Consider the following 14,152-nt stretch of genomic DNA (forward strand, 5'->3'; position numbering starts at 1 on the left):
CTTTATTCTTCGCCAACGGAACGCCACACCATGAATTTTGACGTCAAATATATGCTGAGCATTATTCCCCATATCCTCAGCTATCTTCCCGTTACCCTGCTTATTTCCTTACTGTCTATTTTACTCGCCACCGCGTTGGGGATCATTTTTGCCCTGCTACTGCGCGCGGGTAAAGGTGCCGCAGGCTTTGCACATCTGTATATCTCCTTCTTTCGCGGTACTCCGGTGTTAGTGCAGTTGTTAATTATCTATTTTGGCTTACCGCAGATATTTCCCGCCCTTAACTCCATGAGCGCGATGAATGCGGTGATCCTCGGGCTTAGCCTGAATACTTCCGCTTATCTGGCCGAAATTTTCCGTGCCGCGATTGATTCCGTTGATAAAGGTCAGCTTGAAGCGTCGCTTGCCTCAGGCCTTAGCCTATTCCAAGCCTCATGGCGCATCTTGTTACCTCAGGCCTGCCGTAACGCCATTCCCGCCACCGGCAACGTCTATATTGGCTTGATCAAGAACTCCTCGCTGGCCTTCACCTTAGGCGTAAGCGAACTGCTGGCTGCAGGAAAGCTTGCCGCCACCGAATCACTTAAATACTTCGAGGCCTATTTTGCCGTCGGCCTTATCTACTGGGGATTGACCATTATTCTTAGCGAATTACAGCGTCGTCTCGAAAAACAAATTAATAAACCTTACGTCAACTAATAAAAGGGACCCACCATGAGGCTGTTAACACTAGCGCTGCTTGCCTGCTCGATCCTGACGCTGAACGGATGCGATAAGTCCTCCGGCCAGGCCGATGACCCACCCGTGCTGCGTGTAGGCACCTCGCCAGACGGATACCCGCATTACTTTATCGAGAATGGGATCGCGAAAGGCTTTAGCGTTGATATTCTCAACGCCGTCGCCGATAAGATTCACTATAAAATTCAGTGGGTCACTTCTGACTGGGTCGGCGTGCTCGGTTCACTTGAGACCGGCAAGGTCGACACCGTGGGCAACTTTGCCGATACCCCAGAGCGTCGTCAGAAATATGACTTTAGCGTGCCGTATTATTACAGCGCAGCGCAGTTGGCGGTCAGCAAAAATAACCAGAGCATCCACGGGCTTGAGGACATGAAAGGCAGAACCGTTGCCGCCGATCTCGGATCCAATTATGCCAAAGTATTGAAAGAGTTTGATCCGCAAAACCAGATAAATCTGGTGACCTTCGAGGGGCAAGACGTGATTTTCAACGCCGTTGCACAGGGTAAGGTTGACGCTTACGTGTCCGGACAGGTGATTTTACTCGGGCAAATCAAGCACAAGCATTTGCCGCTCAAGGTGGTGGGTGCGCCCTTTGGTGTGAAACAGGTGGCATTGCCTTTCAAAAAGAACGCGCGCGGTGAAGACTTGCGTAAAAAGGTCAATCTCGCACTCGAGCAGCTGCGCGCTGACGGTACGTTAAAGAAGATATCCGAGAAGTGGTTTGACACCGACTTGAGTATTAACCCTACCGCTACTCCATCAACCCAGACTGTGACGCCGGTAAAAGGATAATCCTCATGTCTTCAATGCATCTCGCGCTGTTTCTCGACCCTACCGGCTGCCACTATTCCGGCTGGCGTATTCCCGCAGCGAATCCCGTTCCGGCCGCCTCAGAATGGTCGGTACTCAAGGCCTTAACCCTCAAGGCCGAGGCCGCCAAGTTTGATATGGTATTTATGGCTGACAAACTGTCGATTGACGATATCTACAACGACAGTTTTAACGATGCGGTGCAGTACCGTATTACCGAGCGGCCAGAGCCATTTTCCGTGCTGTCTGCGCTTGGCGCGGTGACGGAGAAAATTGGCTTGGCGGGCACGGTATCCAGCTCTTTTATTCAGCCGTTTGCCGCCGCAAGAACCTTGGCCACGCTGGACCACTTAACGTGCGGCCGCGCGGCCTGGAACGTGGTGACCTCAACCAGTGACGCCGAGGCGCGCAATTTTGGGCAAACGCTGCTGAGCCACGAGCAACGCTATCTCAAGGCCGAAGCCTTCATTCACGCCGTCCGCACGCTGTGGGATACCTGGGACGATAATGCCATCCTCGCCGATCGAAAAAGTGGCGTGTATGCAGACGGGTCCCGTATTCGCTATGCCGATATTGATAACGACTGGTTCAAGGTGAAAGGTCCGCTTAACGTACCACGCTCGCCGCAGGGGCATCCGGTGACCATTCAGGCAGGCGGGTCGGGGCCGTTTACCGCCCTTGCCGCACGCGAGGCAGACGCCATCTTTGCCGCCGAGAAATCCGACCTTGCCTCTGCCCAGAAATACTATGCCGACCTTAAGTCACGAGTAGTTGAACACGGACGCGCCGCAGACAGCCTGAAGGTATTACCGGGTTTACAGCCCATCGTAGGCGATACCCAGAAGGAAGCGGATGAGATTCTGGCCGAGCTGACCCAGCTGCATCATCCCCTTGCCACGCTCACTCACTTGTCAAACACCATGAACTATGACTGGGGCCAGCATCATCTCGACGATTTGGTGCCGGACATCGCCGCCCTGCTTGGTCGCCGTGAACGCTTTGAACCGATGCTTAATCACGCCCGCAATAATGGCATGACGCTGCGAGATTTCGCCAAATGGGTCGCGCGCTCGGGTTTTATTGTTGCAGGCACCGCCAATTCTCTGGCCGAGCGTATGACGACCTGGTACCGCGAACGGGCGGTAGACGGCTTTGTCATCATGCCGCCGTTTGTGCCCGCCGCGTCGGACGCGTTCTTCAGCAAAGTGGTTCCCCTGCTTCAGGAAAGAGGCGTGTTTCGCAGAGAATACACCGCCGATACCCTGCGCGGACACTTAGGGCTTGAGCGTCCTACGCCTCGGGTAAATCGATAATAACCCGTGTGCCAAAGCTGCCGCGCTCCACGGTTTATGGCACCGGCGTCATTAATGCAAAAAGCCTTACAGGAGAATGACCTGTGGATAGCTTCTCATATCGCACAGGCGACAGAAATTCTGTATAAAAATATCCCTGACTCGGTGAGCCGCCAACATCTGCTCAGCGCGCTGAATGCCAGATCCTGGGATTATGCTCGCGGATGACGTATTGCTCAAGGAACAGCAGATTGAGGCCACCGATCTGTTTAAGGCGGATTTTTTAGAAAAAATTATCTATTTTCACTAAGGACACCCTGTGAAAGCACTGTTTAAAAAAGCCCTGTTAGCGGCGCTGCTGGCGACCTCCGTGTCCGCGCAGGCTGAAGACCTCCAGCTGCGCATCGCCTATCTACGCGGCCCTACCGATCTCGCGCTGGCTAAAGAAAACGGCAGCCTCGACCGTGCGCTCGCCAAAGAGCATGTAGAAGTTAAATGGCTTGGCCCCTTTGCAGCGGCGGCTCCCGCCTATGAGGCATTGAATGCAGGTGCACTCGACGTGACGACCGGCAGCTCTACCGCCTTTGTGACCGCCATAGCCGCCGGTTCACCTCTCATGTTCTTCGCCTACCAGGCCATGCCCGCAGACGGTGAAGGGATTGTGGTTCGCGATGACTCGCCGATTAAGACAATCCAGGACCTGAAAGGAAAAAAGGTGGCGGTCAATAAAGGCGGCACCGGGGAATATCTGCTCTCGCGCGCGCTGCAAACGGCGGGCATCCCGGAGAACGCAGTGAAGAAGGAGTATCTCAGCCCGGCGGATACCGGCACCGCCTTCGTGGGAGGACACGTCGATGCCTGGCAATCTGGGACCCGTACCTGACGCTGGCGCGCAAGGACTATCAGGGGCGATTGCTGATCAACGGACATAATTTAGGATCGGAAAACGCCGCCGGGTATTTCGTCAGCCAGGCCTTTTATCAGCAGCATCCGCAGGTCATTAAAACGGTTTATGCCGTATTGCAGCAGCAGAATGCCTGGGCAAAAGCGCATCCTCACGAGGCAGGCGCAATTTGGGCGCAGCAGATGGGGCCGATTGGAAAAGGATTGGGTGACGGACTGGGCGAGGTTAATACCGTGCCCGTCACGCCGATAGGCGACATCGAGAAGCAGCATATCCGCAATATCGCACAGTGGTATCTTAAACAGGGGCTTATCAAACAAGTCCCTGATATTGATGCACACGTGATTGATATTACGCGTTAGTCCCTTTTGCTCCCGCCTCCCTTTTACGCTGACGGGGGCGTGAAATGGCGGCAATAAAAAAGGATTCAAAATAAAGACACGAATATCCTTACTTTTGAACCCTCAATAATTGCTATCGTCATGTCATTATCTGAACGTTAATGATTTTAAGGTGACTCTCTAAGGCTACTGAGGGTGTCAGTACCGCTGCCAAAAAGAGTTAACCGCAGAAATGCGCAGAGATAAAACAATATTTTGAGCTTTGAATAGCGAGATTAGCGATATTGCCTCGCCCACCTAATAAGCTGCCGGGAGCAAGTGTTGGCGCATCTTACGAGTGACTGCCACCAGCTGATGCAAACCCGATTCAACCTCTGCGGCAGCTGACTCTTCCGGGAAACGCATCAGGGCCAACAGCAGCGTATTTTCCTCATCCGCCGCTAATGTCACCGGGCTGGCATAATTTAACTGGAGTGCACGATGCAGGATTGCCACGTCCTTAGGAAGCGCGCCCACCGGGCAACACATTTCCAGCGTTTCACCCGACTCGTTAAAATACACGGTCAGATCGTTATCAATCACCAAAGCCGGGTCGTCGCCGTCAATCTCCAGCCCAAGCGCGTCATAAAGACGGTATATAATATTTAGCATCTTCGGTATCACCCTTAAACGAGTTTTGACAGGCCTTGGGTCTCTTTCCAAACCTGGTGGTCACCGACTCGCGCATCGTAGGACAAATTGATAGCGCTGAGCGGGATGTTTTTTAACACTTTATTGCCCGAGGCGCTGGTGTTCTGCGCCTGAATCTCATGATTACCGCCACCGATCAGCACCTGCTGAAAGATCTTTTTGTTATTCGCGTCGAGAGGTTTTCCCGGTTGACTTAACGGTTGTCCCTGATGATGGCTTATCGCCTCGCGTTTTATTTCAGCGTCCAGCATACCGGTTCTGTCCTTACCGCTCTTGCAGTTCCAGCAGGGTACGGCACCAATTTCATACGCCAGCATCGCGATACGCTGCGGCGCTTTATAAGGTTCACCGCTATCACGATGGTGCGCGTTATTGGCCATGATCTGCTGAAGCTGCTGGGTCAGTTCAAGCACTTTTGCGGCATTTGCAGGATTGCTTTTAAGGTACGCGCCCACCATGCCGCCCGGCGGCGCACCGGTTTTTGCATTACCGCCTATCAACTGATCAAGCGCCTTAGCATTGTGTTTATCTGATGCAGACCAGCCCATACCAAACTTGAGGGCTAACTCGTTAACGCCGAAGTTGAACGCCGCCACCCCCAGATTGACTTTTACTTCCTGCAGCTTGCCATTTTCCCCGCGAATGGAAAGACTGACCGGTGACGTTTTACTTAACGCCTGCCAGGCATTCATTTGGTCATCCAGCATAGTGTCTTCGTGTATTATCTTCGTCGCCGTCACCAACGCGGTGGAGACAATTTGCAGAGGCACCGTTTGCCCCGCCAGTGCACTTTTCAGTAACTCAGGTTTAGCGTAAAGGGCCGCCGTTGCGACCTCTTTTGCCCGCGCGAGTGCCCCGGCCTGACGCGTAGGATCGGATTTTTTCATCCCGAAAGGGGAAAGAATGGCGTGCCGCAGCCCTTTGAACAACGTCACCGGCTTTCCCTCTTTGTCGGGGACCGAGATTTCGGAAGACCAGAGATTGACCGCGTGCTTCGCCTCGGAGGTCGATGAGCTACAGACGCCTTTTCCCGCATAACTTTGCACAAAGATATCATCGGCGCCTAATTTCATATTCGACGCGGGCACCAGCGTGCAGGCGTAATGAGATTGATTGTGTGAGACCGTATTATTAAGCGTATTCCACGCCTTGTCATTGCGCAGTTGTGTTCCAGCTTGTGCAAACTGATGCCGAATAATTTTCACCGACTCCTTAAGAGAAATTTTATTTTTACTCGCGTGCTTTACGGCAATGTGCTTAATTAAATGGCCACTGAGTTTCTTGATGCTACTTCTTTCCTGCTTTGTCGAAACTCTTTCTGCATTATCCGAAGTGTTTAACAGCACGGGCAGAGATAACAAACCGCGCTTGTCCAGTTTTAAATTATCCATAACAAACTCCGCACTATTCAGCTTGCCCTGTTCTATTTCTTTTAATGCGCCAAATGAACGGGCAGCACCTTGAGGTATCTCTCCCCCCGGTGCTTTTTCTGGTCCTTTTTGCTCATCCTTAGGCGGTGATTTTTCATATTTCACCAACATCAGCGTCGCTGACTTTGCACCCGCATCCGGCTGTAGAGCCTCAAGGCTATAAGAACGAACAGGAAAGTGGATTGAGGACAACATCAGGGTACTTCCTTGTAATAAAAAGAGCCGGTCGCATCAGTGCGACGACGGTATCAATACGGATCATCATAAAGCCTGGGGGAAATGCTTCTATCGAAATTCAGCAGAAAATTACGGATTTAGAACATCAGGTCGGCATCTAAAAACAGGGCTAAATAACGACTCAAAATACGGGGATTATGGCTAAGTCATTTCCCTTCATTATTAAGCAACTAAAGTGATTTTACATCGCACTTCCCCTCCCTTAATAATCGTTCCGCAATGCTTTCTGAGGGCGCTCAATGATTTCACTATTGCCTTCAATATTATGACTCCGATGGGAAAACGATGAAAATGTCTAAAAATATTCACGCGCTGTCTGCACTCACCTTGCTTATTATCTCCGCAGCCCAACCTCTGCATGCCGCAGAACAGCCGCAAAAAGGCGGGGACTTGACCTGGGGCGTGGAAACAGAACCCAGCACGCTTAACCCGCAGCTTAATGGTCAGGATAAAACCGAGCTGCTGCTGCGCGCGTCCTACGAGTCCTTACTGGCCCGCAAACCTGACGGCAGCTATATTCCATGGCTGGCATCCGCCTACAGCGTGTCTGACGACGGAAAAACCTATACCTTCACCCTGCGTGACGACGTAAAGTTCTCCAACGGCGAGAAATTTGACGCCAATGCCGTTGCCGAGAACTTCCGCCATCTTCAGGACCCCGCTTACACCGCTGGCTCCGGGCTGTCGGTGTTTGGCGCACGTATTGCCAACATCGCGACGCCGAATGACCATACCGTTGTCGTGACCCTGAAAGACGTTTATAGCCCTTTCCTGTCTTTCGCCACCAGCCTGAAGCTTATTTCACCTTCATCATGGAAATCCGCACAGCTGAAAGCCGGTGGCACCGAGATTATCGGCACCGGTCCGTTCATTCTGAAAAAATATGAGAAGGGTCAGCAGATCGAGTTTGTCCGCAACCCAGACTATCACTGGGCGTCCGCCAACGCAGCGCATCAGGGCCCGGCTTATCTCAACAGCGTTACCTATCGTTTCCTGCCAGAGTCATCGGTTCGTACCGGTGCACTGCTGTCGGGTCAGGTTGACGTCATCGAAGGCATTTCCGGCAATGACGCCAGTGAATTTAAAAATAACCCGGATTACACCTACCAGCATGCGCTTAACACCGGAACTCCTTACTCGCTGTTCCTGAACGTTAAATATGGATCTACACAAGAGCTCAAGGTGCGCCAGGCGTTGGTACAAGGGCTCGATATCGGCCCAATTTTACAATCGATTTATCGCGGACAGCGTACCCGGACATGGGGAATCACCTCGCCTATCGATCCCTTCTACGACAGCAGCCTGGAAGGGAAATACGGCAACAATCCGCAGCTGGCCAACAAACTGCTGGATGAAGCAGGCTGGTCCACCAAGGGCAGCGACGGTATCCGCACCAAAGACGGCCAACCGCTGACCATAGACATCGTGCAATCTCAGGCCACGGTTCGCGACCAACGTGACGTGTTGCTGCAAGCGCTTCAGGCGCAGGCACGACAGAAGCTGGGCGTTTATCTGAAGATTCGCTATGTCGACTCCGGCACCTACGCGGAAGTGCGTAACAACGGTAAGTTCGGCTCGATTGCCAACTCCAACACCCCGACCGACGGCGTCGATATTGAAAACCACTATCTGCCAATCAATGCCGGGGGAGCCATCAACTACAGCCGTACCGATGCCCCCGAAATTCTTCCGCTGCTCAAGGGCGCATGGCAGACGCAGGACACCGCCAAACGCAAGGCCTTCTATGCCCAGTTACAGAATTTCGCCATTTTGCAGCAGGCGCTGGCTATCCCGCTATATGAGCCGGAAGACCAGATTGCGGCGGCGACCTACGTTCACGGCGTGGGTTTCCGCCCGTTTAAGCAGATGCCGGAAAACACCTATGACGTCTGGCTGAGCAAGCATTAATCGGTCATCAACAGAACAAGCGCGAGGAGTTACATCATGTCAGTTGACAGCACCTTCACTTCACAGCGGGGAACCGGGCGTAAAGCCTCCGGATCGTCGTTACTACTGGGCCGAATCGTCAGGCGGATATTGAGCGGCGCACTGGTGCTGTGGGCCGCGGTGACGCTGTCTTTCATCAGCGTGTACCTGGCCCCTGGGGATATCGTCAGCCTGCTGATTGGTGAACAGGTGCGTACGCCGGCAATTGAAGCGGCAATTCGCGCAGAATGGGGGCTGGATAAGCCCCTGTATAGTCAATATCTGAGCTATCTGTGGCGTATCCTGCACGGCGATTTTGGCCGCTCCTATCTGCTCAATACCGACGTCACCGGGCTGGTGCTCAACCAGCTGTGGCCGACGCTGAAGCTGACCGGTCTTGCCTTAGTAATTAGCGTTGTCTTTGCCGTGCTCATGGCGGTAGCAACCGCTCATCGCCGCTGGGGTCGTCGTATTGCCGGTTCCGTCGAGCTGCTGCTTGCTTCAACCCCTTCATTCTGGCTGGGGATCGTGCTGCTGTTTGTCTTTAGCTTTACGCTGCGCTGGTTCCCTGTCGCGGGCGATCGCGGTTTTTCATCGCTGGTATTGCCTGCGCTTTCGCTTGGGCTGGCACAGGGCGCGGTTATCGCCCAGGTACTCCGACGCGGGCTGGAAGACGCACTGGACGAACCCTTTGCCCTCACGCTGCGCGCCTGGGGGATCGGCAATATCACTATTCGCCTGCGTCATGCGCTGCGCCACGCGGCGCTGCCTGCCGTCACTCTGACCGGTTGGTTAATTGGCGGCTTGCTGAGCGGTGCCGTGATTACCGAACAGGTGTTTGGTCGTCCGGGGCTCGGAAAAATTACCGTCGATGCGGTGCTCGGCAAAGATCTGCCGGTAGTGCTCGCGGTCGCCATTTTCTCGGCTTTTGTTTACGTGGTGATGAGCACCTTGGTCGATATTCTTTATCTGCTAATAGACCCCCGCCTTCGCGACGCGCCCGTCTCGACCGAGGAAACGCCATGAGCCAAATATTTATCGCATCCGGCGTCAAACGCCGTTATTCCCTCGGTTACGGGCTGGCGGCATTTTATCTGCTGCTGGTGTTTATCGCCGTGCTGTTTCCGGGACATATCAGCCACTACGATCCGCTTAACGCCGACCCACTCAACGCGATGTTGCCCTCTTCTTGGCAGCACTGGCTGGGCACCGACCAATTGGGCCGTGACGTACTGACCCGCATCATCTACGGCAGTCGTTATTCCCTGCTGATTAGCCTGGCGGCGATGGCCATCGCCGTCAGCATCGGTAGCCTGCTCGGCCTGCTCGCCGGGCTGGCAAAAGGACCGCTGGACGAGTTTATTAGCCGCGCCGTTGATGTGATTTCGGCATTTCCTGACCTGCTGCTGGCACTGATGCTGATTGCCTTTACCGGGCCCGGTACCGTCAACCTTATCTTTGCGCTTGGCGTCGCTTCGGTACCGCGTTTTACCCGCGTGGTTAGGGCGCAAACCTTCCAGGTGATGTCCTCGGGCTACGTTGAACAGGCTAAAACCTTCGGTCTTAAGCGCCACGTGCTCATCTGGCGCCACGTGTTGCCGCACGCGATTGCCCACGTGCCGGCTCTGGCAACGCTGGGACTGGGTACAGCCATTATCGGTACCGCAGGCCTGAGTTTCTTAGGGATGGGGCCACAGCCACCGACCGCCGAATGGGGGCTGATGCTGGCCGAAGGACGAAATTATCTGCGCAATGCCTGGTGGATAGGCGCGTGGCCGGGCGTGGCTATCACGCTGACGGTTATCTCCGTGAATACCCTTGGACGCTATTGGCAGGCCAAATTTGAAGGAAAACAGCCATGAGTGATGCGCTTTTTATCGATATTCAAAACCTCAGTATTCGCTTTGGTGACAAGACGGTAATCAAAGGCCTCAACCTGCAGCTGAAACACGGTGAGTCAATTGCCTTCGTCGGCGAGTCGGGTTCGGGAAAAACTGTGACCGCGCGGAGCCTGATTGGCCTGCAGGACGGCAAGGCACGTATCGCTGCCGACCGCTTTTTGATTAACGGCGAGGACATGCTCAACGCCAATCAGCGGCGCTGGCGCAAAATTCGCGGCCAACAGATAGGCTACGTGCTGCAAGACGCGCTGGTGTCGCTCGACCCGCTGCGCAAGATTGGTCAACAGGTCAAAGACGCGTTGAGTGCCAGCCAGAACGCCGAACGCGGTAACCTTCGCGCGCAGTCCATCCAGCTGTTGAAATCGGTCGGCATGCCGGACGCCGAAACGCGGCTCGCGACCTATCCCCATCAGCTTTCGGGCGGGCTGCGCCAAAGAGCTCTGATTGCTACCGCACTCGCGGGGAAACCGAGCCTGTTGATTGCCGATGAACCCACCACGGCCCTGGACATGACGGTGCAAAAGCAGATTCTTGATCTGCTGCAAAAACGTCGCGACAGTGGACAGAGCCTGCTGCTGATAAGCCATGACCTGTCGGTCGTGGGGCAGTTAGCCGACAGAATATTAGTGATGAAAGACGGTGAAGTGGTCGAGGAAGGCGAAAGCGAGAGCCTGCTGCGCGCGCCGCAGCACCCCTACACGCAGCAGCTGCTTGCCGCAGTACCGAGTCCGGCCACACGAGGACTGCGGCTGTCCGGCCAGCGCGGCGAGGCGTTGCCGGTCAAGCATATCTCCAGTGGTGAACCCGTATTGGTAGCCAGCGGGCTCTACAAGCACTACGGCAACAAAAACGTGGTTAATCACGTCAGTTTTTCTCTGGCGGCGGGCGAAACGCTGGGTATTGTCGGCGAATCCGGTTCCGGCAAGACCACGGTTGCCAGAATGGTGTTGGGCCTGACCGAGCCGAGTGCCGGAACCCTCACGATTCAAGGCCAGCGCTGGAGCCAGATACCAGAGTCTGAACGTCGTCTGCGCCGCAAGGGGATCCAGCTTATTGCACAAGACCCGCTCAGCTCTTTCGACCCGCGTTATAATGTGGAAAAAATCATCGGTGAGAGTCTCGACAGCGTGGGGATCTATGGCGATGAGCGTAAAAAACGCATTTTGCAGCTGCTTGAAGAGGTACAGCTTGGCGGGAGTTTCCTGAGCCGCTATCCCCGAGAACTCTCTGGGGGTCAGCGACAGCGTATCGCCATTGCCCGCGCCTTTGCGCCAAATCCGGTACTGCTGATTGCCGATGAACCGGTCAGCGCGCTCGACGTGTCGGTTCAGGCTCAGGTGCTGGACTTGCTGGCAGAAATGCAGGCAGAACACAGCACGGCGCTGCTGTTTATCTCTCACGACCTCGGCGTGGTGCACCATCTGGCCGACCGGGTGGTAGTCATGAAAGACGGTTCAGTGGTCGAACACGGGCACGTTGATAACGTCTTCCATCGCCCTGCACATCCGTGGACGCAACAGCTTATCAACTCGCTGCCAACCTTCTGAAAACGCGCGGTTCCCTGCTCCCCAGGGACCGCTCATCTCTTCGCGTCGTGCGCCTGTTTAAAAAATCAGAAAATAGTTAATTCTCCCACGCTGGCACTGACCCTTTTTAGCGATGTTTTCCCCTGAAATTATTCCTAACTCACAGACTGGTGCTATCTTGATATTGCCAAACAACTAAAAGGAGTGAATATGGCGAGATCGACCTTTACCGTCAGAGTCCAGCTTCATGAAGCTGATTGGGCGCAATATGAAAAATTGCATGCGAAAATGGAGGAAAGTGGTTATGCGCGGCAGGTGACCGCCGAGTCGGGCACCACCTATTTCCTTCCCGATGGCGAATTCAGCATCAGAAGCTCAAGGCAGGAAGGTGAAATTGCCGATGAGGTGATAACCATCGCCAACGGGGTCAAGGACAATGCCTGCGCGGTGGTGACGAAATCAGCCGGCCGGGCAATACGGGGTTTGAGGAAAGCGTAACCATCAAAGGGGCGCGCTGCGCTCCCTTCTTCATGACGGTTGCAGGGGATTGTAAATATTGCTAAAGTCGCGGCCAGACATCAGAGCCATTGCTCTTTTGCGTAAGCGTTAACGTTAACCAACGCACTCTTCGCAGCCTTATGCTGCCTATTGTGTGGTGATTATTGTCATGGCTCAGCTCCAAACGCCTTCTGCGCGTGCTTCTACAGCGTCAAATTCCCTGTTTTTTCTATTTATTATTCTGCTGACCGCGGCAAATCTCCGTGCACCCATTACCTCAACAGGCCCAATACTCGAAGACATTCGCGCCGCGTTTGGCCTGAGCGCCTCCGCAGCGGGGTTGCTCAATTTTATTCCGCTGATGCTGTTTGCCCTCATAGCCCCGATTGCCTCCATGCTGGGCAACCGTGCGGGACTGGAAAAGAGCCTGTGGGTGGCCGTCTGTCTGATTACGCTCGGCAGCCTGCTGCGTATCTCGGCAGGGGAACCCGGTTTATGGCTGGGTACCCTGCTTCTAAGTTCAGGCATCGCGGCGGCAAACGTGCTGCTCCCCCCGCTTATTAAGCGTGACTTTAAACACCACACCGCCAAATATATTGGCCTCTATGCCTCGACGATGGCGATTACCGCCAGCATCGCCTCGGGCGTTGCCGTACCCCTGGCACAGATCAGTAATGCAGGCTGGCACCTTTCGGTCGGCGTGTGGGTCATTCCCGCCCTTGTGGCGGTATTTGCCTGGTTGCCGTTGCTAAAAACCGCTCACCGTCAGCAACGTCAGTCAGTCGCTTGCCCGGCAAAATCTGCCCCCCTTAAATCTCCTTGGCGGTCGGCGCTGGGCTGGCAGGTTTCGCTGTTTATGGCGCTCCAGTCGATGGTGTTTTACACGCTGATTGACTGGTATACCCCTTACGCGCAGTCGCAGGGCTTTAGTCAGGAAAATGCCGGCTGGCAGCTGTTTATCTATCAGGCAGTATCAATTTTCGCCAACCTTGCCTGCATGAGCGCGCTAAAAAAGCTGAAAGACCAGCGGCTAATAGGCTTTACCGCTTCTCTGGCTATTTTTATCGGTCTTGCCGGGCTGCTGATGCTGCCTGCCTGTGCGCTCATCTGGCTGGTTATCGCCGGTTTAGGTGCCGGAGCCTCGATGGTGACCTGCCTTTCGCTGTTCAATCTGCGCGCCACCGACCATCGTCAGGCCGCTCAGCTTTCAGGAATGGCACAGTGCGTAGGCTACGGGATCGCCGCACTGGGACCGCTATTTTTTGGCATGCTGCATCAGGCCAGTCAAAGCTGGACTTTGCCGCTGTCAGTCTTGCTGGCGATGAGTGCCCTACAGATGGTGCTCGCCCCACTTGCCGGTCGCGCAAAACATATTGAATAATACGCCAACGGCGAGCAGCGCGATAAAACGCTCATCGCCTCCATAAAAGAGGATGAGCAATGCACAGCATAAAGCAAAACGCCTGGCTGTATTGGTCTGATACCCTGACTAAAGGCTTTGAGTTCGCCTAGTGGTGATTATTTCTGGAATCATAATGACGGGTATTTATATTGACCAGTTCTGGTGGTAAGAATTAACCTGCATGGGATAAACAGCCCATTAACCGCTTATTCATTAAAGCGATTAATGGGCTATTTACAGCGGGGGAAATAAATACTAATCCTCGACTCGGTCGATTAATATTCCTGTTCAGGAGCCCGAAGCGGATCGTCTTTCTTGTAGTCAGGCTGAGGATTGTCTTTAACTCGCTTCAAATCTTCCTGATTTTTATCAAGGTCGCTCTTTTTACACATAATCGTCAATTCCTTCTGCCAATTTTGGCGGGATAGCGTTATTTCGGTACAACATTTGAATA

At 54.1% G+C, this 14,152-nt stretch carries 14 protein-coding genes; 12 read left to right on the top strand and 2 right to left on the bottom strand.

The genetic code is table 11. The annotated features are described in order from the left end of the window. Positions 1-30: 30 nt before the first annotated feature. The 6 genes from O1V65_RS07525 to O1V65_RS07550 all read left to right on the top strand — a co-directional run bounded on the left by O1V65_RS07525 (position 31) and on the right by O1V65_RS07550 (position 4,109). The gene (locus tag O1V65_RS07525; RefSeq protein WP_017491775.1) at positions 31-699 is read left to right on the top strand and encodes an amino acid ABC transporter permease; all 669 of its coding nucleotides are present in this window, start codon (positions 31-33) and stop codon (positions 697-699) included. A 15-nt stretch (positions 700-714) separates the two neighbouring features. Next, positions 715-1,533: an amino acid ABC transporter substrate-binding protein gene (locus O1V65_RS07530; protein ID WP_017491774.1), complete on the top strand. Its 819-nt coding sequence runs from the start codon at positions 715-717 to the stop codon at positions 1,531-1,533. Positions 1,534-1,538: 5 nt separating this feature from the next. Beyond that, on the top strand, positions 1,539-2,864 hold the full coding sequence (locus O1V65_RS07535; protein WP_269130378.1) for an NtaA/DmoA family FMN-dependent monooxygenase: 1,326 nt from the start codon (positions 1,539-1,541) through the stop codon (positions 2,862-2,864). 54 nt (positions 2,865-2,918) lie between these two features. Continuing rightward, positions 2,919-3,071: a hypothetical protein gene (locus O1V65_RS07540; RefSeq protein ID WP_165429521.1), complete on the top strand. Its 153-nt coding sequence runs from the start codon at positions 2,919-2,921 to the stop codon at positions 3,069-3,071. A 91-nt stretch (positions 3,072-3,162) separates the two neighbouring features. Then, positions 3,163-3,726 (top strand): ABC transporter substrate-binding protein, encoded by a 564-nt coding sequence (locus O1V65_RS07545; RefSeq protein WP_269130380.1) that lies wholly within the window; start codon positions 3,163-3,165, stop codon positions 3,724-3,726. 29 nt (positions 3,727-3,755) lie between these two features. Beyond that, positions 3,756-4,109, top strand: a complete 354-nt coding sequence (locus O1V65_RS07550; protein ID WP_269130381.1) for a substrate-binding domain-containing protein — start codon at positions 3,756-3,758, stop codon at positions 4,107-4,109. Between the two features lie 276 nt (positions 4,110-4,385). Here the strand turns inward: O1V65_RS07550 and O1V65_RS07555 are convergent, their stop codons facing one another. Together O1V65_RS07555 and O1V65_RS07560 are read right to left on the bottom strand one after the other, a co-directional pair. Further along, on the bottom strand, positions 4,386-4,739 hold the full coding sequence (locus tag O1V65_RS07555; protein ID WP_165429520.1) for a type III secretion system chaperone family protein: 354 nt from the start codon (positions 4,737-4,739) through the stop codon (positions 4,386-4,388). A 14-nt stretch (positions 4,740-4,753) separates the two neighbouring features. After that, positions 4,754-6,403: an inositol phosphate phosphatase SopB gene (locus tag O1V65_RS07560; RefSeq protein WP_269130382.1), complete on the bottom strand. Its 1,650-nt coding sequence runs from the start codon at positions 6,401-6,403 to the stop codon at positions 4,754-4,756. Positions 6,404-6,736: 333 nt separating this feature from the next. Here O1V65_RS07560 and O1V65_RS07565 point away from each other — a divergent pair, with 333 nt between their 5' ends. The 6 genes from O1V65_RS07565 to O1V65_RS07590 all read left to right on the top strand — a co-directional run bounded on the left by O1V65_RS07565 (position 6,737) and on the right by O1V65_RS07590 (position 13,677). Further along, positions 6,737-8,353: an ABC transporter substrate-binding protein gene (locus O1V65_RS07565; protein ID WP_227955955.1), complete on the top strand. Its 1,617-nt coding sequence runs from the start codon at positions 6,737-6,739 to the stop codon at positions 8,351-8,353. A 36-nt stretch (positions 8,354-8,389) separates the two neighbouring features. After that, entirely contained in the window at positions 8,390-9,397 is a 1,008-nt protein-coding gene (locus O1V65_RS07570; RefSeq protein ID WP_017491767.1) for an ABC transporter permease, read from the top strand. Continuing rightward, positions 9,394-10,233 (top strand): ABC transporter permease, encoded by an 840-nt coding sequence (locus O1V65_RS07575; protein ID WP_084912534.1) that lies wholly within the window; start codon positions 9,394-9,396, stop codon positions 10,231-10,233. Before O1V65_RS07570 ends, O1V65_RS07575 begins: the two co-directional genes overlap by 4 nt. Continuing rightward, complete coding sequence (locus O1V65_RS07580; protein WP_017491765.1) at positions 10,230-11,819, top strand: dipeptide ABC transporter ATP-binding protein; 1,590 nt, start codon at positions 10,230-10,232, stop codon at positions 11,817-11,819. Before O1V65_RS07575 ends, O1V65_RS07580 begins: the two co-directional genes overlap by 4 nt. Positions 11,820-12,008: 189 nt before the next feature. After that, positions 12,009-12,296 (top strand): type V toxin-antitoxin system endoribonuclease antitoxin GhoS, encoded by a 288-nt coding sequence (gene ghoS / locus O1V65_RS07585; protein WP_017491764.1) that lies wholly within the window; start codon positions 12,009-12,011, stop codon positions 12,294-12,296. 169 nt (positions 12,297-12,465) lie between these two features. Beyond that, positions 12,466-13,677, top strand: coding sequence for a CynX/NimT family MFS transporter (locus tag O1V65_RS07590; protein WP_165429517.1), 1,212 nt, complete (start codon positions 12,466-12,468; stop codon positions 13,675-13,677). Positions 13,678-14,152 lie beyond the last annotated feature (475 nt).

It is taken from the genome of Rouxiella badensis, from assembly GCF_026967515.2.
Lineage (GTDB): Bacteria > Pseudomonadota > Gammaproteobacteria > Enterobacterales > Enterobacteriaceae > Rouxiella > Rouxiella badensis.

What these genes read in the sequence shown, in the direction of transcription:
- O1V65_RS07525 (WP_017491775.1), top strand. Translation starts at nt 31, where the DNA reads ATGAATTTTGACGTCAAATATATGCTGAGCATTATTCCCCATATCCTC.
- O1V65_RS07530 (WP_017491774.1), top strand. Translation starts at nt 715, where the DNA reads ATGAGGCTGTTAACACTAGCGCTGCTTGCCTGCTCGATCCTGACGCTG.
- O1V65_RS07535 (WP_269130378.1), top strand. Translation starts at nt 1,539, where the DNA reads ATGTCTTCAATGCATCTCGCGCTGTTTCTCGACCCTACCGGCTGCCAC.
- O1V65_RS07540 (WP_165429521.1), top strand. Translation starts at nt 2,919, where the DNA reads ATGCAAAAAGCCTTACAGGAGAATGACCTGTGGATAGCTTCTCATATC.
- O1V65_RS07555 (WP_165429520.1), bottom strand. Translation starts at nt 4,739, where the DNA reads ATGCTAAATATTATATACCGTCTTTATGACGCGCTTGGGCTGGAGATT.
- O1V65_RS07560 (WP_269130382.1), bottom strand. Translation starts at nt 6,403, where the DNA reads ATGTTGTCCTCAATCCACTTTCCTGTTCGTTCTTATAGCCTTGAGGCT.
- O1V65_RS07565 (WP_227955955.1), top strand. Translation starts at nt 6,737, where the DNA reads ATGTCTAAAAATATTCACGCGCTGTCTGCACTCACCTTGCTTATTATC.
- O1V65_RS07570 (WP_017491767.1), top strand. Translation starts at nt 8,390, where the DNA reads ATGTCAGTTGACAGCACCTTCACTTCACAGCGGGGAACCGGGCGTAAA.
- O1V65_RS07575 (WP_084912534.1), top strand. Translation starts at nt 9,394, where the DNA reads ATGAGCCAAATATTTATCGCATCCGGCGTCAAACGCCGTTATTCCCTC.
- O1V65_RS07580 (WP_017491765.1), top strand. Translation starts at nt 10,230, where the DNA reads ATGAGTGATGCGCTTTTTATCGATATTCAAAACCTCAGTATTCGCTTT.
- ghoS (WP_017491764.1), top strand. Translation starts at nt 12,009, where the DNA reads ATGGCGAGATCGACCTTTACCGTCAGAGTCCAGCTTCATGAAGCTGAT.
- O1V65_RS07590 (WP_165429517.1), top strand. Translation starts at nt 12,466, where the DNA reads ATGGCTCAGCTCCAAACGCCTTCTGCGCGTGCTTCTACAGCGTCAAAT.